Annotated in this window: 14 protein-coding genes and 2 pseudogenes; 7 read left to right on the forward strand and 9 right to left on the reverse strand. The window is 63.8% G+C overall.

Going from position 1 to position 20,005, the window contains the following annotated elements; translation table 11 throughout:
* Positions 1-35: 35 nt before the first annotated feature.
* Positions 36-326, reverse strand: coding sequence for a DUF3077 domain-containing protein (locus tag ACQKPE_RS01220; RefSeq protein WP_427662955.1), 291 nt, complete (start codon positions 324-326; stop codon positions 36-38).
* A gap of 390 nt (positions 327-716) precedes the next feature.
* Between ACQKPE_RS01220 and ACQKPE_RS01225 the strand changes: the two genes are divergently transcribed.
* From ACQKPE_RS01225 to ACQKPE_RS01235, 3 genes are read left to right on the forward strand one after another with little or no spacing between them, the layout of a single operon-like run.
* Positions 717-1,670, forward strand: a complete 954-nt coding sequence (locus ACQKPE_RS01225; protein ID WP_427662956.1) for a GlxA family transcriptional regulator — start codon at positions 717-719, stop codon at positions 1,668-1,670.
* Positions 1,671-1,719: 49 nt separating this feature from the next.
* Positions 1,720-4,008, forward strand: coding sequence for an AAA family ATPase (locus tag ACQKPE_RS01230; protein WP_427662957.1), 2,289 nt, complete (start codon positions 1,720-1,722; stop codon positions 4,006-4,008).
* Complete coding sequence (locus ACQKPE_RS01235) at positions 4,005-4,721, forward strand: HNH endonuclease (RefSeq protein WP_427662958.1); 717 nt, start codon at positions 4,005-4,007, stop codon at positions 4,719-4,721. The genes ACQKPE_RS01230 and ACQKPE_RS01235 overlap by 4 nt, the downstream gene beginning before the upstream one ends.
* Positions 4,722-4,749: 28 nt before the next feature.
* Here the strand turns inward: ACQKPE_RS01235 and ACQKPE_RS01240 are convergent.
* Together ACQKPE_RS01240 and ACQKPE_RS01245 are read right to left on the reverse strand one after the other, a co-directional pair.
* Positions 4,750-5,244 (reverse strand): annotated as a pseudogene (locus tag ACQKPE_RS01240) (methyl-accepting chemotaxis protein); the annotation flags it as partial.
* A 363-nt stretch (positions 5,245-5,607) separates the two neighbouring features.
* Positions 5,608-6,429 (reverse strand): annotated as a pseudogene (locus ACQKPE_RS01245) (cache domain-containing protein); the annotation flags it as partial.
* A 243-nt stretch (positions 6,430-6,672) separates the two neighbouring features.
* Here ACQKPE_RS01245 and ACQKPE_RS01250 point away from each other — a divergent pair.
* Positions 6,673-7,278: a TetR/AcrR family transcriptional regulator gene (locus tag ACQKPE_RS01250; RefSeq protein ID WP_427662959.1), complete on the forward strand. Its 606-nt coding sequence runs from the start codon at positions 6,673-6,675 to the stop codon at positions 7,276-7,278.
* Between the two features lie 76 nt (positions 7,279-7,354).
* Here ACQKPE_RS01250 and ACQKPE_RS01255 read toward each other — a convergent pair whose 3' ends face one another.
* From ACQKPE_RS01255 to ACQKPE_RS01270, 4 genes are all read right to left on the reverse strand, one after another.
* The gene (locus ACQKPE_RS01255; RefSeq protein ID WP_427662960.1) at positions 7,355-10,354 is read right to left on the reverse strand and encodes a type III effector HrpK domain-containing protein; all 3,000 of its coding nucleotides are present in this window, start codon (positions 10,352-10,354) and stop codon (positions 7,355-7,357) included.
* A gap of 182 nt (positions 10,355-10,536) precedes the next feature.
* The gene (locus ACQKPE_RS01260) at positions 10,537-11,517 is read right to left on the reverse strand and encodes an aspartyl/asparaginyl beta-hydroxylase domain-containing protein (RefSeq protein ID WP_427662961.1); all 981 of its coding nucleotides are present in this window, start codon (positions 11,515-11,517) and stop codon (positions 10,537-10,539) included.
* The gene (locus ACQKPE_RS01265) at positions 11,514-14,606 is read right to left on the reverse strand and encodes an efflux RND transporter permease subunit (RefSeq protein WP_427662962.1); all 3,093 of its coding nucleotides are present in this window, start codon (positions 14,604-14,606) and stop codon (positions 11,514-11,516) included. The genes ACQKPE_RS01260 and ACQKPE_RS01265 overlap by 4 nt, the downstream gene beginning before the upstream one ends.
* Entirely contained in the window at positions 14,603-15,784 is a 1,182-nt protein-coding gene (locus ACQKPE_RS01270; RefSeq protein ID WP_427662963.1) for an efflux RND transporter periplasmic adaptor subunit, read from the reverse strand. The genes ACQKPE_RS01265 and ACQKPE_RS01270 overlap by 4 nt, the downstream gene beginning before the upstream one ends.
* A gap of 156 nt (positions 15,785-15,940) precedes the next feature.
* Here ACQKPE_RS01270 and ACQKPE_RS01275 point away from each other — a divergent pair, with 156 nt between their 5' ends.
* Genes ACQKPE_RS01275 through ACQKPE_RS01285 form a run of 3 tightly spaced genes read left to right on the forward strand, consistent with a single transcriptional unit; the run spans position 15,941 to position 18,779 of the window.
* Entirely contained in the window at positions 15,941-16,756 is an 816-nt protein-coding gene (locus ACQKPE_RS01275) for a MipA/OmpV family protein (protein ID WP_427662964.1), read from the forward strand.
* Between the two features lie 6 nt (positions 16,757-16,762).
* On the forward strand, positions 16,763-17,449 hold the full coding sequence (locus ACQKPE_RS01280; RefSeq protein ID WP_427662965.1) for a response regulator transcription factor: 687 nt from the start codon (positions 16,763-16,765) through the stop codon (positions 17,447-17,449).
* Positions 17,376-18,779: a sensor histidine kinase gene (locus tag ACQKPE_RS01285; RefSeq protein WP_427662966.1), complete on the forward strand. Its 1,404-nt coding sequence runs from the start codon at positions 17,376-17,378 to the stop codon at positions 18,777-18,779. The genes ACQKPE_RS01280 and ACQKPE_RS01285 overlap by 74 nt, the downstream gene beginning before the upstream one ends.
* A 266-nt stretch (positions 18,780-19,045) precedes the next feature.
* Here the strand turns inward: ACQKPE_RS01285 and ACQKPE_RS01290 are convergent, their stop codons facing one another.
* Both ACQKPE_RS01290 and ACQKPE_RS01295 read right to left on the reverse strand, forming a co-directional pair.
* A complete protein-coding gene (locus ACQKPE_RS01290) occupies positions 19,046-19,348 on the reverse strand; it encodes a DUF3077 domain-containing protein (protein WP_427662967.1) in 303 nt (100 codons plus the stop codon).
* Positions 19,349-19,399: 51 nt separating this feature from the next.
* Positions 19,400-19,636 carry a hypothetical protein gene (locus ACQKPE_RS01295; RefSeq protein WP_427662968.1) on the reverse strand — a complete coding sequence of 79 codons (237 nt, stop codon included), beginning with the start codon at positions 19,634-19,636 and terminating at the stop codon, positions 19,400-19,402.
* Between the last annotated feature and the right edge of the window lie 369 nt (positions 19,637-20,005).

Below are 20,005 nucleotides of genomic sequence, written 5' to 3' on the forward strand. Positions count from 1 at the left end.
AGACCCATCGCCTCCTGTTCAAATACGTTGAGGTTTCAATCCTTCTTGGTTGAGTCGACCAGTTGCCCCTCGATCATCGCCTTGGCCATGCCGCCCATGTAGTGGGTGGCGCGCAGCAATATCGAGGCATCCGCAGGCCTGTCGATGGCCTGCCAGGTGAGTGCGGTGATGCAGCCCAGCATGACAGAGGTTTCCAGCAATACTTCGCGCATCGGCAACCCAGGGGTCGCCTGGACCCAGTTACGCGGTGCGCCCTTGGGAGCACGCCCTACCACGCTGACGACTTTCAAGCCTGGTGTATTGGTCGGTTGATCGTCCTTGCTCATGCACACTCCTTGCCTGCACGGGTATGAAAAAAAGAAGCCCGCCGCCCATCAACACCCCGGCCACCCCGACCAACCCACGCGAACCCTACGCAGGTTTCTGCCCGTGACCCGACTGGCCGTGACAGTGAAGGCGGCGAGCGAGAGGGAGACTAGAATGGCCCGCCCATGGGTACAACGGTCTACCAGGTGGAAAATCTCCCTTTAGGAAACGACCTACACTGATATCGGAAGATCAGGCAATATTCCTACATAAAAAGCACCCTTATCCTCCTCAGCGATACACATCAGCCCCGCCATATCTGCAAGGATTACGGCCACGGTGTCACCGCTATGTTGCACTGCCTGCACACCCCCGTGAGAATCGGCTGACACCCATTCAGGACATGAACGATGCATACGGTCGCCTTGGTGGTCTACCCACAATTCCAGTCCCTGAGCCTGTCGGTGGCCTCGGTGTTCGAATGCGCCAACCTGTTGCGTGGCGAAGCGCTCTACAGCTTCACCCTGGTGTCCGAGCAAGGCGGCGCCGTGATGACTTCGCAGGGTTTTGCGGTGCATACCGAGGCGCTCGGCAGCACGGCCTACGATACGGTTATCGTCAGTGGCTACCTGACCCTGGGCAACCCCAGCCCGGGATTGCTGGCGAGCCTGCGTACGGCCAGCCAGCAATCGCGGCGCGTCGCCGCACTGTGCACTGGCCTGTTCGTGCTGGCCGAAGCCGGCCTGCTGGCGGGCCGCCGTGCGGCCACTCATTGGCTGCACGCCCCGGAATTTCGCAAGCGCTTCCCCGATGTGCAGCTGGAGGAAGACCGCCTGTTCGTGGTCGATGGCCAGTTCTGGACAGGCGCCGGCATGAGCGCCGGGGTGGACCTGGCCCTGGCGATGGTCGAGAACGACCTGGGCCCTGACCTGGCCCGCCAGGTCGCCCGCAAGCTGGTGATCGCCCAGCGCCGTGGCGCCGAGCAATCGCAGTTGTCGGCGCTGCTGGAGATCGACCCGAAATCCGACCGCGTGCAACTGGCGCTGGCCTACGCCCGCGAGAACCTGCGCAGCGACCTGTCGGTGGAAGCGCTGGCCGACGTGGCGCGCCTAAGTCCCCGGCAGTTCAGCCGGGTGTTCCGCGAAGAAACCGGCAAGACCCCGGCCAAGGCCGTCGAGACCCTGCGCGTAGAGGCGGCGCGGGTGATGATGGAAACCAGCCGCCACCCGGTCGAGGTGGTGGCACGCGAGAGTGGGTTCGGCGACCGTGAGCGGCTGCGCCAAGCGTTTCTGCGGGCCTATGGCAAGCCGCCGCAGGAAATGAGGGATACGCTGTTCGAGGCGGCTAGGGGCATCCAGCAGTAGCATTAGGCCATGATTCGTCGCCTCCCACTTACCCGGTACTTTTTATCTCATGGACGAAAGCGTTTTCCTGCTGAACCGAATGCTCAGCGATGCATCGGCTCGCCGACTGGATGCCGACATGACCGACTCGGAATTCCAGCAGTTGCTGTTGTACTGGCTTGCCACCTACCTGATTGACTGGAAAAGCGATGTCTGGCTCGAAGTGGTCGAGAACAGTCCATGGCGCGACTCAACAAGCGGGGATGCGCGCGCGAGCGTACTCATGAACTACTGCGGTCGCAGCCAAAAGCTCAGACCCCGGGACAGCCTAGACCCCGACAACCTGCTTTACCTTCTGGAAGAGCACCTTGGCGAACTCAACCATGAAGAGCTACTCGCGGTGTTCGACACGCTCTTCTACCGCATTCTTTCAGCGACCGGCATCAATCGGCGCCATGCCCAGATCACCGCAGCGTTGGCCAATGGCCTGGTACGCCGGGATGGTTTGATCGACCTGTATGGCGAAACCGGGGAGCCTTTTGTCGTCAACGATCAGTTGGACAGAGGCCGCCAGTTCTACAGCGCTCCGGAGACTATTCGCACGAATGACCTGCTACGCCTGCGGCTAGCGGTACGTCAGATCGAACTGCACAAACTCGATGACAAGCGCCAGGAGTACGAACACGACAGCCTCACGCTCCTGGACATCAAGAACGTTGGCGCGCGCTCGTTCGAAACACTGGACAAGCGCTTGATGGAGTCAACCCTGAGCGAACGCACACTGGTGGTGTTCAAGCCCAACGCCGATACCGCCAAGCATCTACCGCGCAACGTGATATCCCGCCTGCTTAACGACGACCTGCTCGAGGTCATTTTCAACTTCATCAGCTACGACACGAGCGGAAAGCCGGTGCGCTTCTGCGGCTGGTTGCTGAACAAGTACGCCAAGCTGCATGACTGGCAGACACTGGTCATCGATACACGCCATATCGCGAGGGCCAGCCGTTCGGTTTCCAATGAACAACTCGCCTGGTTCGCATCGGCGGTCAGCGAACTCTGGGGCTCGCGCCAGAAGTTCCGTATTGGGCAGTTTCCCCAGGATCGCCTGGGCGCACTGCGGGGGCTGTTCAGCCAGCACTTCTCAGAGGGCTATCGGGATGTCGACGGGCTATGCAGGGTCATGTCCGTACAGAGTACCCTGCGAGGATTAACGGCCGGCCGGCAGATACCCCGCCCGGCCGTTGCCGTGGACGACCTCGCACTGCTGGATAAAACCTCACTCCTGGAACTGCTCGAGCGACAAGGCCAAGCCCCGTTCTGCGCCTACATCATTGGCAACAACGGTGCAGGCAAGAGCTTGTTATTGGCCTCGATGGCAGCGCTCTTGCCGCAGCAGTCGCGCACGTGCATCGCCATAGCCAGTACGCCTGCCGACCGTTTTCCCACGCAACAGAAAAGCCTGCATTACCGCTACCTGGGTAACCGAGCCGCCAAGGGCTCATCGAAGACCAACGAACAGAAGTTGCTCGGTTTGCTCGCCGAGGCTTATACCGTGAAAGGAAACGGGTCGTTGTTCGAAAGCCTACTGGATCCACTAGGCTTGAAGCACCGCCTGTACCTGGTTGCGCACTCAGAGCTAGGTGATCTGCTTCCCTCAAAGGAGGCCGAGCTCCTGGCGCAGCCTCTAGAGTCGGCATTGAACGCTGCTGCCACGCTTGAGGGCAAGTCACTTGCGCTGTCCTGGCAGCATGGCGGTCAAATGGTGACATTCAATCAACTCAGCTCCGGCGAACAGCAAGTGCTCCTGCTTCTGGGCAAGCTCGTCGCCAGCGCAGGTCCTGGGAATGTCCTACTGATCGACGAGCCGGAAATCAGCCTGCACGTCCACTGGCAACAACTGCTTCCCAGCCTGTTCAGCCGCATCGCCGAACACACTGGCAGCCAGTTCCTGATCGCCACCCACTCCCCCACCCTGGTCGCCAACGCCCAGGACAACCTCAGCCACTGCTTCCTCGCCAAGGATGGCGCCCTAGCGCCAATTTCAGCCGACCAGCGCCATTCCGTGGAAACGATCCTGCTCGAAGGCTTCGAAACCTACACACCGCACAACCGCGAAGTCGCCGAACGTTGCGCCGCTTTGGTGGCGCAGGCCATCAGAACGACCAACCGGGATGAGCTCGACGGCTTGGCCGAAAAGCAGGATGCACTGCTTGAAGAGTTGCGGAACATGACAGCGATCATGGACGACTCAGGGATCACCGAAGACGCCCGCTACCACCAGGACGCCGGCCTGATCGAACAGGCGCAACGTGCCATCGTCGAGACCTTCACCCTGGCGCGGGAAGAAGCCTCGCTATGAAAGTACCTATCACACGCCGCATCCGCCTGGACCTGATGCTCAGGCTACGCAAAACGGCCAGGGAAACCACCGAAGATGTGTGGAGTGAGCTCAGCCAAGACGACGCTGTGAGCAAGGACGTCAAGGCGCGCCTACGCAAAAGCCTCAAGCGTCGTCAGGAACCCCGTTGCTGCTACTGCAAACGCTGGCTGCTCAACCATGCCAGCGCCGCACCGATAGAACATGTGCTGCCGCGCGCCATCTACCCACGCTTCTCATTGCGCGCACGCAACCTGGCGATCGTCTGTGTCGACTGCAACTCGGTCAAGAAAGCTGCGGACTGGGGCAAATACCCCAAGCCACACAAGCGCTACCCATCCCCCGAAACGATGCTGTTCTTCCACCCGCGCTACCACAAGTACGACGAGCACATACGCTTCCTTCGCCTGGAAACCAACCGCCAGGAGCTCGTCACCTACCATGGCCTCACGCCACAGGGTCGGCACTTGTGCAATGAATTGCTGAGCGGTGTGGTAGCCAAGCGCAGCCTGTGGCGCAGCTACCCCAAGCTCAAAGTGTGGCTGCGCACGCTCGATGAGCTCGACGCGCAACCCGAAACCAACCCTCGCCCTGAGCTGGAGGCGTTTCGCAATGCGCTGGATGGGGTACTGGGGGAACGCCTGAAAGATGGCGGCAAGGCCCAAGCCTGGTGGGCGCTGCCCGAAGAGAAGTAAGGGGCACACAAAGCGCCCCCTTGGACAGTCAAATCCGGAACTGGCGCACCAACGCCCCCAACCGATCCCCCAACCCCGCCAGGTTGCGCGCCGTACGCGCGCCCTGCTCGGTCTCGCTGGCCACGCTGTCTACCGCCGTGGCGATCTGGTGCACGCTGCGGTTGATCTCCTCGGCGACCGCAGTCTGCTCCTCGGCAGCGCTGGCGATCTGCGCGTTCATCGCGTTGATGGTGGCGATCAACTCGGCAATCGCATCCAGCGACGCACCGGCCTTGTTGGCCTGTTCGCTGGTCAGCTCGCCGGCATCGCTGGAGCGGCGCATCGAGGTCACCGACGCCTGGGTGCCTTGTTGCAGGCGGTTGATCATGCCCTGGATTTCCTGGGTGCTCTGCTGGGTACGGCTGGCCAGCGCCCGCACCTCGTCGGCCACCACCGCAAAGCCGCGCCCGGCCTCACCGGCACGGGCCGCCTCGATGGCGGCGTTGAGCGCCAGCAGGTTGGTCTGCTCGGCAATCGAGCGGATCACATCCAGCACGCTGACGATCGACTGCACGTCCTGTTGCAGGCTGTCGAGCGACACGCCGCTGCTGCGGATGTCTTCCACCAGCGCGTGAATGCGCTGGATGCTGCCATCCACCACACCCTTGGCGGTTTGCCCTTCACTGTCGGTTTGCTGCGCGGCCTGGGCGGCGTTCTGCGCGCTCTTGGCCACTTCCTGGGCGGCGGCGGACATCTGGTTGATGGCCGTGGCTACCTGGTCGGTTTCCTGGCGCTGCTGCAACATGGCCTGCTCGGAACGCTGCGCCTGGGCCGACACCTGGCCCACCAGTTCAGTGAGCTGGCCGGTCATCTCGGCGATCTGGCGCACCAGGCCGTGGATCTTCTCGACGAAGCGGTTGAACGAGCCGGCCAGTTGCGCCAGCTCGTCGTTGCCATTGACCGGCAGGCGGCGGGTCAGGTCGCCTTCGCCGGCGGCGATGTCGTCCAGGTTGGCCTTGATATGCTGCAACGGCCGCACCACGCCAGCGGCCATCCAGGTGGCCAGGCCACCGGCCACCAGCAGCAGCACCAACGCCAGGCCCACCATGCCGAGCACCAGGGTGTCGATGCGCGCCGCCATCTGCTCTTCGGACACCTGCGCCTGGGCGGCGATGTCGTCGAGGTTCACCGCCGTGCCAATCATCAGGTCCCATTTTTCCAGGAACTGCGCATAGCCGAGCTTGGGCACCGGCGCGTCCTGCCCCGGCACCGGGAAGGCGTAGTCGAGGAAGTGGCTGCCGTCGCGCGCCACCCGCACCAGCTCGTTGATCACCTGCACTCCGTTGGCATCGCGAAAATCGCGGAAGCTCTCGCCGATGCGCACGTCCTTGTCCGACCAGAACACCCGCACGCTCTTGGAGTCGTAGCCAAAGAAGTAGTCGCCCTTGCCGAAGTTCATGCGCTTGAGCAGCGCCACTGCCTCGTCGCGGGCGCGCATGTCGCCGGGGGCCGAGGCCTGGTAGATGCCGGCGATGGCGGCGTTGGCGATCTGCACGTAGTTTTCCAGCACCGCACGGCGGTCCTGGTACATGCGCTCGCGGGTTTCCTGGGCCTGCTGGTCGGCCAGCTTGTGCAGGATCACCACGGTCAGGCCGCTGAGCAGCGCCACCAGCAGCAACACCGGTATCACGCTGAGCAGGAGAATCTTGGTACGGAGGGTGAGGCGCATGGGGTGTGTTCCTTGTTATTAGAGCCCGGTTCGACTGCGGGTAAATGCCGTGAAACCTGCCTACTTGGCCAACATCGCGCCTGGGATCACCAGGCCGCGGGAGGGGTCCGTGTTGCCACACCGCCATCCTGGCGAAAAATAGAGTAACGGGCGTTACGGTATCGCACGGTACTTTCACGTTTATTGGACGTCAATGCTTTTATACTGGGCGCCTTCAGGCGTTTTTGCGGGGCAGTTTGACGAGTGGGACGGCACAGACAATTCGATGAACGTGAAGCCTTGGAGGCTGCACTAAAGGTGTTCTGGCAAAAAGGCTACGAAGGTACATCCTTCGAAGACTTGACAAAGGCCACGGGCGTGGCGCGGCCAGGTTTGTATACGGCATTCGGCAACAAGGAAGCCCTGTTCCGCAAGGCCCTTGACCTATATGGCACCAAGTATGTCGGCTATATGACGGAGGCGCTCGACGAGCCGAACTCTTTGGCGGTAGTTACCCGCATGCTCAGGGAATGCGCGCGGGTGCAAACGCTGCACCGCGAGCACCCTGGTTGCCTGGGGTTGAATGGCGCGCTGGCCTGCTCGGACAACAACGAGCGCATTCGCCTGGTGCTGGTGGAACGCCGCGCGGTGATGCAACTGGGCTTGTGCCACCGCCTGGAGCAGGCGCGCCGCGAGGGCGACCTGCCAGGCGACACCGACTGCGTGGCCTTGGCGGCGTACGTGATGGTGGTGATTCAGGGCATGGGCGTGCAGGCCAAGGCGGGGGCCAGCCGCAAGACCCTCAATACTGTGGTGGACCAGGTGCTGATGACCTGGCCCGGGGTGGAGCAGCCGCAGGCGCGGCATTGAGGTTTCGCCGTATGGCACGGGCTGCGCCCGCGAACCAGGGCGAAGCCCTGGCCATACACCGCATGCTACCGGTCCATCACGACGTCCACTCCTCACCACCCGGCCAATCCTCGACCGGAATGTCGCTGATGGTCCCGTCCTTGACCCCATCGATGCCATACCGCTCGATCGAGTCGCCCAGCACCTCGCCGAACTTGCTGGCCTTCTCCTGCTGCTGGCCTTCCTTGACCAACGCCGGAATGAACGCCCCCAGCGCCGCCACCCCCGCGCCGAGAAAGCCCAGCACCCCAGCGGCGCCAGCCAGCGCCGGGAGAAAGCGCGGCAGGTTCGCGCCCAAGAGCCCCAAGCCACCCTCCAAGGCCGAGGCGCCGCCGGCCAGCACGGCCAGGGAACCGGCCGTGATGCTGAAGCCCCCGGTCAAGGTATCGCCCCGGCGAATGGCCCCGACCCCGTCGAAGATCCCGTAGGCCCCTGCCGCAACCCCCGCCAGCCCGCCAATCCCCTTGGCCGCTTCTTCGAAGTTCTTTGCAATCACAGCGGCGTTCTTGCTGTCCTTGACGTTGCCCTTGATCTGGTCGAGCAGATCGCCCGGCAGCTTGCCGTCCTTGATGTCCTTGAGCGACTGCTCGCCATTGCTGATGGCCTTTTCCAGGTGCGTCTGGTAGCCCTTGGTACCGCCTTCGATCAAGACCGTGGCGGTCTGCACCGAGCCGGTGGCGATATCGACGATATTGCGGTCGGTGAGCTTGTTGCCGTTCTGCACCCCGCGCGCGATGGTCACCCCCGACAGGAACAGCCCGCTCACCCCGTGCAACACCCCACTGCCGTAGGCGCCCTTGGCCGAGCCATTGGGGTCGAATTTCTCCAGCTTGTCGAACTTGTCCAGCGCCTTGGTGCCCTGGCGCAGCATGTCCCAATTGCCACGGAACCCCGCAATGACCTGGTCGGTGGTGGCCACGCTGCCGTCCTGGTTCATCAGCAGCTCGGGGCTTTCGCTGCGCATCTGGTCGACCAGCTTGCGCACCTTGTCTTCGTCCAGCTCGTCGGTGCCGTCCTTGCCGAAGGCGGTTTTCAGGTCGTCGAAGCTGGCGTCCTTGAACAGGTTTTCCTGGACGATGCTGGAGAAGTTGTCGTTGAACTGCTTGTCGTACTGCGCGGTGAACTCTGGGTCCAAAGCCGCGTTGTACAGCGCCGCCTCCATGCTGAAGGCCGACACCGCCTGCTCGGGGGTGTGCTCCTTCATCAGCTCGCGAAGACGGTCGCCGCTGGCCAGTTGGTCCTTGTAGAAGCTCTTGAAATCGTCGCCATGGGCAGACTTGCTCACCACCGTCTGGATCGCTTTCGGGTCGTCGATGCCCAGCATCGATTGCAGGCTCGATGCGGTGGCGTAGAACTGGGTGAGCGCGGCGGTCTGGTCGGTCTTGCCATCGACGGTGGCGGCCTCCCAGGCCTTGTCCAGCGCCTTGCCGGACGCCACCTGGTCTTCATAGGTCTTGGTAACCGCGTCCTTCAGGCCTGGGCTTTGCTCGAACAAGGTCTTGATCGCCTCGTCGCCCGCTTCTTTCAGGTACTCGGCGGTAGGCTTATCGTTCTGCAGGATGGAAATGTGCTCGCTGATGTCCTGCATCAGCTTCTCCGGCTCCCACACCGCGCCGGAGCGGTTGGCGATGGCCACCTTGCCGTAGTCGTCGCCCCACATGCCCGCATTGGCGCCACCGACCACCAGCTTCTGCGCCTCCTGCAAGTCGAGCAGCACCGCGGCCTTTTGCTCAGCGCTGTAGTTGCCCGGGTTCTTGAACACGTCGTCATCCAGCTTGCTGGTGTCCACCTTGCTGGTGACATTGCCCGCCGCGACGGTGGTCAGCAGGTCGGTCAGGCCCTGCGCATCCTTGGGCGTCGAGGCGCTGAGCCAGCTGCTCACGTCCTCGCGGCTGACCTTGCCATCGGCGCTGCCGGCCAGCGGTTTGGCGGCGGTGTCGAGCAGCTTGAAGGCGCCTGGCTGGCTGAAGAAGTTCAGCGCTTCCTGTTCCTGCTTGCTCAACTGCGGGTTGTCGCGCAGGTAGTCCTTGATGTTCTGCTGGGTCAGTGTGCTGCCAGCGCCGGTCTTGCCGGCAATGGAGTCGAACCTGGCCTGCACGATCGCCGCGTACTGCGCGGTCTGCTTGGAGCCCGCGTCGGCGTCGGGGTTGGCCTCGAGGTAGCTTTTGTAGCCTTCGAGCTGGTCTGGGGCCTGGGCCTTGGGCAATGACTCGAAGCCATACTTGCCGAAATCCTGCAAACGCCCGGCCTCGGTGTCGTGCTTGGCCTCACCGCTTTTGGTGAAGCCGTCGATGCTCGAGTTGGCCACGCCCTCCCCGCTACGCGCCTTGCCATCGCCATCGAAGCCCACCACCCGGTCGAGCACCTGGATGGCGCGGTGGGCGGCATCGGCGTCATGCTCGAAGTCGCCAACGCGCTCCTTGAGCATGTCTTTGACGAAGCTCTGGTTGCCGAGGTTCTTGAGCAGCGGGTTGGCGTCGATGATGTCCTGGGCAGAACGCTTGTCGCCCTCCGGAAGCTGCCACTGAATACCCGCTGCTTCGGCCTGCTCACGGGCGGCGGCGTCGTCGCTCACCGCGCTCACATGCTGGAGCTCGCCCTTGAGGTTGCCCCAGCCGTACTTGCCAAAGTCCTGCAGACGCCCGGCCTCGGTGCCATAGTAGGCATCACCGTCCTTGCTGAAGCCGTTGATCTTGTCGTTGTTGATATCGTCGCCGACCAGCCGCGCGCCGGACTCGTCGAAGCGCTCGACATGGTTCAGCACCTGGACAGCGCGGTAGGCGGCGTCGGCATCGCGCTCGAAATCGCCGACCCGCTCCTTGAGCTTGTCCTTCACGCCGCTCTGGTTGCCCAGGTTCTTCAGCAGCGGGTTGTCGTCGATGATCTGCTGGGCCGAGCGGTTATCGTCGCTAGGGCGCTGCCACTCGATGCCCGCATCCCTGGCCTTGGCGCGGTCGACGGCGCTGCCCCATTCGGCCTGGGCGTCTTTCTTGGGGGCAGACTTGACCTCGGGGGCGTTGGAAACCGACGTGGACATACGCGACTCTCCCTGTGTGTAGCGCTGATGAAGTGAAGTGGCCTACAGGGGAAGGGATGCAGATGACCGACCGATGACAGGCGCAACCGGGGTTGCGCCGTACCGCCGTTCAAGGGCCCGGCGTTGCTGGGCTGGCGTCGCTTGTGAAACGTTGTGAAAGCGTGGCTGGCGGCGACACGGGCTCAAAAAAGCGCGACCTCCACCACGTAGAACGGCGCGAACACCACAGCCATCAAGGTGCCAAGCAACACCACATTGATCGCCCACTTCACCAGCCTGTAGGTACGTGGCCGCCCTTCTCGCACACTCAACGATTTCTGCCGCAGCGGCGCGAGCTTGCAGAACAAGGCACTGAACAACCCCCGCGTATCCTCCGGGGTATTGGGCACCAAGGTCGCCTTGGCGATCAGCCGGTAGATCGGCTGGACCACCCTCCCCAGCCCATTCATCGGGCGGTCGACATCGCACATCAGAATCAGCCGGGGCCCGCCGGTATCGTTGCGTGCATGGTGCGGGTAGGTTTCGTCGAACACGAAATCCTGGCCATCGAACCAGGCGCACGACACCCCGTCGACCGTGATGCTGCACAGCGCAGAATTGGGCGTCAAAAGCCCCAGGTGGTAGCGCAAGCAGCAGGCCATGGGGTCGGCGTGCAGGCTCAGTGCTGCGCCTGGCGGCAGCACCGAGAACATCGCCCCGCGCACACCGGGCACCTGCTCGAGCAGCCCCAGGGTCTTAGGGCACAAACGCCGTGCGGACAGGTGCGTGGTGCCATACCACTTCAGGTAGAACTTGCTCCAGCCACGTTTGTAGAAGGTGCGAAAACCCACGTCGTAATACCCCACCGAGCCCGGCGCCTTGATCGCCTCGAACGCGCCGCTGACATACAGCGCCAGCGCTTCGTCGCGGATGACCCGCCAGTTGTCGCGGATCACCTGGATGCCTTCCAGGTAGTCGGCCTCCAGCACCGCGCGGCGCCCCGACTGCCGCGTACCCAGGTACATCAGGCAGTTCAACGGCGCGAACACCGGCCAGCTCTTGCGCAGGTATTGCGAGAGGCTGGCGTAGCGCGTGCGGCCACGCCAGCGGTAGACATAGGCCATGGCGCCCGCCGAATACAACGCGATGGCCACCAGGGCCAAGGTACTGAAACCGACTGTCATGCAGAGTGCTCCGAGGGTTGTGACGACGCGCTGGCAAAGCGCCGGAAAGCCCACTGCACGCCGTCGTCCACCAGGCTGTAGATGACCGGAATGACCAGCAGGCTGAGAAAGGTCGAGGTGATGAGCCCGCCGATCACCACAATGGCCATCGGCGCGCGAAAACTCGGGTCACCGACCCAGCCCAGGGCCACCGGGAACATCCCGGCGCCCATGGCCAGGGTGGTCATCACGATGGGCTGGGCCCGCTTGCGGCAGGCATCGAGGATCGCGGCAGTGCGCGCGAGGCCGTGCACCTGGCGGGCGATGACGATGTAGTCGACCAGCAGGATCGAGTTCTTGGTGGCGATGCCCATCAGCATGATCAGCCCGATCATCGCCGGCATCGACAACGACGACCCGGTGAGGAACAGCGCGAGGATCGCCCCAGGCACCGACAACACCAGTGCGGCGAGGATGGTCACCGGCTGCATGAAGCCCCTGAGCAGCAACACCAGCACCATGTAGATGCACAGCACACCGGTGAGCATGGCCATGGCGAAGCCGCTGAGCATTTCCTGCATCGCCTCGGCGTCGCCCAGCACGCCAAGGCCGATGCCCGCAGGCAGTTGGCGGATGCTCGGCAAGGCCATCACCGCCTGCTCCACCTCGCTCATGGGCAGGCCATTGAGTTGCACATCGAAATTGACGTTGCGCTGGCGGTTCAGCCGGGAAATTTCCGTCGGGCCGCTGGCGATCTTCAGGGTGGCGACGTTCTCCAGCACCACCGGGCCCTGGGCGCCGGGCACCGGCAGGCGCTTCAGGGTTTGCAGGTCGTGGCGCCCTGCTTCGTCGAGCCTGACCATCACCGGCACCTGGCGATCGCTCAGGTTCAGCTTGGCTAGCTCATGTTCGTAGTCGCCCAAGGTGGCGATTCGCAAGGTCTCGGCGATGGTCGCCGAGGTCACGCCCAGGTCGGCGGCCCGGGCGAAGTCGGGGCTGACCTGCAATTCCGGCCGTACCAGGCTGGCGCTGGAGGTCACCGCGCCGATACCGGTGATACTGCGCAACTCGCGCTCGACCTGGCGGGCGTGACGCGCCAGCAGCTGGCTGTCCTCACCGGACAACACCAGCTCGTAGCTGTCGTCCGAATCGCCCATGCCGACCTTCACGCGAACACCAGGCAGCACCCTCAAGGCATCGCGCAACTGCTGCTCGATCGCCTGCTTGCGTACCCCGCCGCGTTCGTCACGATGAACCAGGCTCAGGGTGAGCACCGCCTTGCGCATATCGCTGGCAGCGGCCGGGTCATGCGGGTCGCCACCTGCACTGCCGCTGCCGATGGCGGTGTAGACCCGCAGCACCTGCGGGTTCTGCCGCAGCACCTGGCGTGCCTGCTCGGCCAGGGCGATGCTGTCGCGCAGCTCGCTGCCCGGCGGCAGGGTCAGGGTGACCTGGGTTTGTGCATCGTCATCGGCGGGAATGAACGTACCGGGCAACAGCTGCGCCAACCCAAGCCCGCCGATGAACAACAGCAGGGACAACACAGCGGTGATGCCGCGATGACGCAGGCAGGCACTGGCGCAACGCAGGTAAAGCGGTAGCCAGACCGGCTCACGGGGTGCAGCACGCTGCGGCGCACGCAGCAAGTAGGCCGACATCATCGGCGTGAGCAGGCGGGCCACCACCAGCGAGAAGAACACCGCCACCGCCGCCGTCCAGCCGAACTGCACGAAGAACTTGCCTGCCGTGCCGCTCATGAAGGCTGTCGGCAGGAACACGGCGATCAGCGTGAAAGTTGTCGCCACCACTGCCAGGCCAATCTCGGCCGTGGCGTCCAAGGATGCCTGGAACGGCGTCTTGCCCAGGCGCAGGTGGCGCTCGATGTTCTCGATCTCGACGATGGCGTCGTCGACCAACACCCCGACCACCAGCGATAGCGACAGCAAAGTCACGATATTGAGCGTGAAGCCCATCAGGTGCATCAGCGCGAAGGTGGGTATCACCGACAGCGGCAAGGCCACCGCAGCCACCAACGTGGCCCGCCCATCACGCAGGAACAGCAACACCACCAGCACAGCCAGCACGCCGCCTTCGTACAGCAGGCGCATGGAGCTCGAATAGCTTTCGGCCACCGGGTCGACGAGGTTGAACACCTCGCTGATGCTGACGCCCGGATGGCGGTTGCGTATCGAATCCAGTGCCTTGCGCACGCCCTCTGCGACTTCTAGCTCACCATACCCCCTGGCCCGGACGATTTCGAAGCCCACCACCGCAGCGCCATCGAGAAACGCCGCCGAACGGGGCTCAGCCACCGTGTCGCTGACTGTGGCGACCTGGTCCAGGCGAATTCGCCGGCCATCGCTGAGCACCAATTCCAGCGCGGCGATTTCCTGCGCCGTGTGCACGGTCGCAAGGGTACGCACCGACTGCTCCGAACGCCCAAGGCTGACCCGCCCACCTGAAGCCTCTTGCTGAACCTGGCGCAACTGCCGGGAAATATCGGCCGCCGTGGTGTTCAGCGCCAGCAGCCGCGCAGGGTCGAGGCTGACCCGCACCTCACGACTGACCCCGCCGACCCGCGCGACACTGCCCACCCCCGGCACCGCCAGCAGCGCCTTGCTGACCTGGTTGTCGACGAACCAGGACAACGCCTCGTCGTCCATGCCCAGCGAGGCAATGCTGTAGGTCAGGATCGGCAGGCCAGCCAGTTCGACCTTCTTGATCACCGGGTCACGCAGGTCGCCAGGCAGGTCACCCCGTACCCGGGACACCGCGTCGCGCACATCGTCCACCGCCTCCTGGGTAGGCTTGTCGAGGCGAAACTCGACAGTGATGTCGACCTCACCATCGGTCAGGCGGCTCTGGATATGCTTGATGCCCTGCAAGGTGGCCAGGGAGTCCTCGATGTGCCGCACCACTTCGTTTTCCAGCTGCGCCGGCGAGGCCCCTGGTAGTGAGGCGGACACGGTCACCGTGGGGATGTCGATATCCGGGAAGTTCTGCACTTTCAGGGCCGAGAAGGCCATCAGCCCAAGCACGCTCAACAACACGAACAGCAGAATCACTGGCACCGGGTTGCGAATGGCCCAGGCCGAGGCATTAAAGTTCATTGCGCACTCCCGCCATCGGCAACGACCTGCACCCGATCGCCCTCGCCCAGGAACGCCGCGCCAGAAGCCACCACACGGTCCTCGGCGCTCAGCCCGTCGAGGATTTCCACCCGCTCGCCTGCGCGCTGCCCGGTGCTGACCTTGGACTGGGTCACCCGTGAATCCGCCCCGATGCGCAGCACATAGTCGAAGCCATCACGCATCTGCACGGCGCGCTGTGGCAAGGTCTGCGCCTGCCGGCTGCCCAGGTCGAACTCGCCACGGGCGAACATGCCGGCGCGCAGCCCTGCGCTGGGCGGCAGGTCGACATAGACCAGGCCATTGCGCGTCTGGGGGTCGACCATCGGCGAGAGGATGCGCAGCCGCCCTTCGACTATCTCGCCCCCTGCGCCGGTTACCCTGGCGGGCTGCCCCGGTTGCAGACGCACCAGGTCCGCCGCCGACACCTGCGCGCGCCATTCGATGCGGCCGCCGCGGATCAGCCGGAACAGCTCCTGGCCTGCTGGCAGCACGGCGCCCAAGGTGGCGGTGCGTGCGGAAATCACCCCATCGTCCGGGGCCAGTACCTGGGTTTGCGCCAGGCGCAGTTGCTGGGTACGCACCATCGCCCTGGCCGCATCGAGGCGCGCTTGCGCCGTGCGTTCAGCGCTGAGGTACTGCTGGATCTGCTGCGCCGACAGCGCACCACTTTCCTGTAGGGTGCGGGCGCGCTGGCCATTGGCGCTCGCCTCGACCAGCACTTCCTGGGCTTCTTCGGCCGTTGCGCGGCTGTGGGCCAGCTCCGCTTCTATCGTCTGCGACGCAAAGCGCGCCAGCACCTGGCCGCGCTTGACCCGGTCGCCGACATTCACCGCCACCTCTACCAGGCGCAGGCCATTCGCCTCGGTGCCGATGCTCGCCTCTTGCCACGCGCCGATATCGCCATTGGCGAACACCCGCGTTGGCAGGGTCGTGGTCTGTAAATGCGTCACCGCCACGCTGAGCGCAGGCTGACCCGCTTCGGCCAACGCAGGCCCTGGCGCAGGCGCCTGCGGCTCAGCCAGCAGAGCGACGATGCCCACACCGGCGCAGGCCAAGAGCACCAACGCCAATGCAAGCCGCTGACGACGCCCCGTCACCCTCAAGGCTGGGCGCCTGGCCACGGGTAATGCATGGGGTGATGGCGCGATTGGCAACATGTGCCCCTCCTGTTCGTTTGCAGTGGGGGGACTGTGTCGCCTCGTGGCTTTCTGGATACTTACCGGCCGTGCGGAAAAACCCTTGGTGCGGGTAAGTGTTGGGTAAGTCGAGGACACCGAGCATGGCGGCTCCATCACTCAGCAAGGAACCGGCCCATGCCCCGCCTCGATGCAAACACGCCACGCTTGTCGACCAGCGCCCTCAGCCTGGCAGGGCTCAGCCTGCTGGCCGTCGCACAGTGGTACAGCCCCCACGCCGCCGCCGAGCAAGGCCGCGACGGCGGCTCTTCCTGGGCGCTTGGGGTGGGCGTGAAAAGCGAGAAGACCCCGTACAAGGGACGCGACCGGGAAACCGACGTGCTGCCGCTGATCCAGTACGAGAACGACTACATCGAAATCGTCGGCCCCGGCATCGCCTTCAAGCTGCCCAGCCTTGAACTCAGCGACTCACAGCAGCTCGATTTCAGCCTGGTCGGCGAGTTCGATGGCAGCGGCTACGAAGATGACGACGCCCGCATTCTCGAAGGCATGCGCGAGCGCAAGAGCGGCTTCTGGGGCGGCGGACGGGTGACGTGGAAGAACGATTGGGCGGACCTCAGCGCCGAATGGCTGGGCGATGTGTCCGGCAACAGCAAGGGCCAGCGCGTCAGCCTGGGCCTGGAGCGCACCTGGCACATCGGCAACGACGTGATGATCACGCCGCGCCTGGGGGCCAACTGGTACGATAAAAAATACGTCGATTACTATTTCGGCGTACGCCAGGATGAAGCCCGTTTCGACCGCGCGGCGTATGACGGCAAGTCCGGCGTGAATGCCGAAATCGGCGTGCGCAGCGTGTACATGCTCGACAAACACCATTCGATGTTCATGGATGTGGAGGCGTCCAGCCTGTCCAGCGGTATCAAGGACAGCCCGCTGGTGGACCGGTCGAGCCAGAACAACGTGACCTTCGGTTATATCTACCGTTTCTGAGCGAGCATGAGCCGAATACTCCTGATCGAAGACCACGACCGCCTGGCCCAACTGACCTGCAAGGGCCTGTCGGCAGCGGGCATCGCCGTCGATGTGGTCAGCCGCATCGACACCGCCTGGGCGGCCATCCAGCAGGTGCCCTACCAGGCCATCATCCTCGACCGCGGCCTACCCGACGGCGATGGCCTGACCCTGCTGGCCCGCCTGCGCAGTGCCGGTATCGGCCTGCCCTGCCTGGTGCTGACCGCCCGCGATGCCCTGCACGACCGCGTGCAGGGCCTGGACGCCGGCGCCGACGACTACCTGCCCAAGCCGTTCGCCATGGACGAAATGGTCGCAAGGGTCAAAGCCCTGCTGCGCCGCCCCGTGGAGTTTCGCACCCTGCACCTGGCCCACGGCGACCTCACCCTACGCCCGGACGCCGGTGCGCTGTGCTGCGCCGACGAAAGCATCACCCTCGCCCCCGCAGAAATGCACATCATGCTGTTGTTGCTGCGCAAGCCAGAGGAAGTGGTACGCCGCGCCACCCTGGAGGCCGCCGCCTGGGGCCTGAGCGAAGCCGTCACGCCGAATGCCCTGGACGTGGCCCTGCATCGCATCCGCCGCAAGCTGCTGGCCATTGGTTCCTGCCAACGCATCGTCAATATCCGGGGGCTTGGCTATGCGCTTCGTGAAAAAGATTCAGACCAATAGCCTGAGGCTGAAGATCCTCCTGGCGTACCTGGCCGGCATGCTGCTCAGCGTGACCCTGCTGGTGCTGGCCGCCACCTGGGTGTTGCAGGACGGCCTGCTGCAACGCTGGGACTTCAACGACCTGCCGGATGCCATGGCCAGGGAAATGCGCTTCGACGACACAGGCCGGCCGGTTGGCTTTCAGCTGGACGACATGGAATTCGTCGGCTGGGCGTTCGACCTGGAAAACGAAGGCGCCTACCGCGTGCTCGACGATACCGGCGCTGTGGTGTTGCGCTCGGATACCGATGCGCGGATATGGCCTGTGGACGGCGAACTTCAGCGCCTGGAGCGCGCCCGCTTCGAGTTCGAACACCAGGGCGGACGGTTCTACGGCGCGACCGAGCCTATCGTTCATGGCGACAGGACCTGGTACCTGCAAGTGATGGTCAGCACGCGGTTCATGGCGCTTCTGCACCGCGTTGCCCTGCCGCTGGTGAGTGACGGCATTCTCTTGTTCAGCCTGGTGTCGTTGCTGACCTTTGCGGTGTTTGCCTACATCATCTTGCGCTTTACCCTTCAGCCGTTGCAGGAGGTTTCGGCGTCGGCCATGGCTATTTCGCCCCGGTCCTTGCGTTCGCGGCTGAGCACCGAGGCGGTGCCTTCGGAGATTGCTCCGTTGGTTCGTAGCTTCAACCAGGCGTTGGATCGGCTGGAGCATGGTTATCGGGTGCAGCAGGAGTTTCTGGGCAACGCGGCGCATGAGCTGAAGACGCCGCTGGCGTTGATTCGGGCGCAGATCGAGCTCAGGGATAGCCCTGGTGGGCAGCGGGATGCGCTGTTGAGTGATGTCGAATATATGAGTCGGCAGGTGCAGCAGTTGTTGTTGCTGGCAGAAGCCAGTGAGGTGAACAACTACCTCTTCAGCCGTGTGCGGCCGCAGGATGTGGCTGAGGAAGTGGTGGCGTATCTGCGGCGTGCCAGTGAGGCGGCCAATGTGCATCTCGTGGTTTGCGCCACAGAGGATGTGGCATGGAATGCAGACCGGGGGGCGCTGTTCACGTTGCTGAAGAACTTGCTGGAGAACGCCATCCAGCATGCGCCGCCACGCTCGGTCGTCAGTGTGGAAATACAGGCTGCTTCGTTGAGCGTGCGTGACCAGGGGCCTGGGGTGGAGGTCGAGCAACTGCCGCTGTTGTTCGAGCGGTTCTGGCGGGCGCCCCATCGTCGAGACCTTGGGGCGGGGTTGGGGTTGGCGATCTGCAAGGAGATTGCCTTGGCGCATGGGTGGCGGATAGAGGCTGAGCGGGCGGAGCCTGGGTTGCGCTTTTGGCTGTCGCATGCGAGTTGATTGAAGCGCATAGCTTCCGAGGCCGTTTCAGAAGTCGCATCTGAAACGGCCTTTTTGCACCACTAACAATTGAGCCATGTTGTAGCGGCCCAGCGCCCGCCAGCCCACAAACTCTCCACCGCTTTCAAGCGCGGCGCGCTACCTGAGCGGGCTTGTCGGGGCGCCGAACCGCCGCGAAGGGCTGCAAAGCAGCCCCATCAACGTGCTCGTGCCGTTACTGACTGGCATTGACCACCACCCACCTCACTCGAGCTCGCCGCTGGGTTTTACTCGCGAGGGGCTTGAATCATCAGCCCATGGTTCACATCCTGAGTCAGAGCCTTGGCCATGCCACTAAGGTAGCGCACGGCAGTTAGCAGCGTCGGCGAATCGTCCACCTCGTCCAGGGCCAGGTCGCAAAGACTGTGCACGGCGCACATCAGCAAGGTGGCTTGTTCGAGGGCGTAGTGTAGCGAATGGCCTTCCACGACGCGGAACAGCGGGTGGGCCGTGCCGGGGCGGTCGGTACCGCCGAAGGCACCTACGCCGGTGGTGGTGATGGCGGGGATGAGTGGAGTTTCCTTGTCCATGATGCTTCTCCTGTGGCTACTGCCCCGGGCAGCGCCTGGTTTGAGGTGGGCTCAGTCGCGGGGTTGGGCGTGGGCCAGGGCTTGTTCTAGTAGGGAGCGAGCGCTGTCCAGCTCGTGGAGAGTGGCCATGGTCAGGTGATGGCCTGGGGGACGCGGATCGAGTTGGATGGCTTGGTGGGCGATGGAGTGAGCGCAGAGCAGGTGCTCGGAGAGCTGGACCAGGAGGTCTTCGAGGATGTGGAGGGAGATTGAGGCGAGTAATGGTGGGTCGGGGACGATCTTTAGCATGGTGATACTCCTTCATCAGATGGAGCCGCCAAAACTCTGCTGTCAAACAGAAGGGTGGCAGCCGTACGTGGGTTGACAGACCGAGGATGAAGGAACCCGGCGCACACGAAGTGCCCCACGTACCGCCGCCATAAGCGCGTACGTGTAATCCTTTCATCGGCAACGGCCTGTCAAAGCCGTGTCGCTGAGTCGGTAGCGACTGGGCGAGACTAGATGGCAGATAGGACGGCTGCAATGGCTGAAAGGCGGTAGGAGTATGTTTCGGAAACGTACTACATAGAAGAAGGAAAATCTGAGTCAGTCCAGACCAGCCAAGGCATAGCCCTGGCTTTCTCGCTCCGGGCGGTAGCATCTGGTTATGAGCGCTTG

Source organism: Pseudomonas sp. NPDC089554 (assembly GCF_050280645.1).
Lineage (GTDB): Bacteria > Pseudomonadota > Gammaproteobacteria > Pseudomonadales > Pseudomonadaceae > Aquipseudomonas.